Origin of the sequence: Alcanivorax sp. UBA3183, assembly GCF_002364155.1 — a bacterium.
Taxonomy (GTDB): Bacteria; Pseudomonadota; Gammaproteobacteria; order Pseudomonadales; family Alcanivoracaceae; genus Alcanivorax; species Alcanivorax jadensis.
In genome coordinates, this window is record NZ_DEXN01000036.1 from 1998 (window position 1) to 2488 (window position 491).

Sequence of the window (491 nt, forward strand, 5' to 3'; positions counted from 1 at the left end):
CAGCTGGAAGCCAGCGGTGGCCGCTATGCACTGGTCAGCCTCTGTATTGGTGTGGGGCAGGGCGTGGCCATGGTGATTGAAAGGCAATGAATAATTAATAGTTAATAGTTAATAATTAATAACGAAACCCGCAGGGCGGAGATTTCCTGCCGGAAATGTCCGCCCTGCGGAATGAAACGAACAGGATTACTAATGCAGAGATTCGACTGGAAAGATCCGTTGTTGCTGGAAACCCAGCTCACCGAAGACGAGCGCATGATTCGTGATGCGGCCCATGATTACTGCCAGAGCAAACTGATGCCCCGAGTGCTGGAAGCCAACCGGCACGAGATTTTTCACCGGGAAATCATGACGGAAATGGGCGAGCTGGGTTTTCTCGGCCCCACCATTCCCGAGCAGTATGGCGGTGCCGGTGTGAACCATGTGAGCTACGGCCTGGTGGCCCGGGAAGTGGAACGGGTGGACTCCGGTTATCGCTCGGCCATGAGCGT

General features: G+C 54.8%; 1 protein-coding gene and 1 pseudogene. Both read left to right on the forward strand.

Annotation, left to right across the window (positions count from 1 at the left end; all coding sequences use genetic code 11):
• A pseudogene (locus tag B3Q33_RS11530) lies at window positions 1-90 on the forward strand (acetyl-CoA C-acyltransferase); the annotation flags it as partial.
• A 102-nt stretch (window positions 91-192) separates the two neighbouring features.
• On the forward strand, window positions 193-491 hold a 299-nt coding region (locus B3Q33_RS11535; RefSeq protein ID WP_286827545.1), incomplete at its 3' end, for an acyl-CoA dehydrogenase family protein.